Source organism: Pseudomonas sp. AC463, from assembly GCF_979253585.1.
Genome location: NZ_CEEDDZ010000187.1, coordinates 1 through 388 on the forward strand (window position 1 = coordinate 1; position 388 = coordinate 388).

Here is a 388-nt window from a genome sequence, read left to right on the forward strand (position 1 = left end):
GTCCAGGCCGGTGCCCGAGGCGTAGCCCTTGAGCTTAGCCAGGGCGTCCTTGGCCTCCTGGCTCATGCCGGCGTAGGTGGCCCCTTGGTAGTACGGGGAGGACTTGGAGCCGGCGTAAATGTCCTTGGCGGAGTTGAAGGCGTCGGTGAGGTAAGGAGCCTGAAAGGCGCTAGGGCCCGTGTCAGTCTTCTCGTTGGTCTTGGTGGTGCTGGAGCCTGTGAAGAGGCCCATGTGATTATCCTGGTTGTAGGTGTTGGTCGCGCTGGCCGATGAGGCTGCAACGCCACGCGGCGAGCGCTACAGGTTCTGAAGGGGGGACCGGCGGCCGTCCGGCGCCTCGCGGCACGGAGACTGCTTCGGCGACACGGTGTGATTGGATCGGCACTGT

General features: G+C 64.7%; 1 protein-coding gene. It reads right to left on the minus strand.

From position 1 onward, the window contains the following. Positions 1–231 (minus strand): hypothetical protein (locus AC0IYH_RS29705; protein ID WP_471837658.1); only part of this gene is annotated, 231 nt, incomplete at its 3' end. Positions 232–388 lie beyond the last annotated feature (157 nt).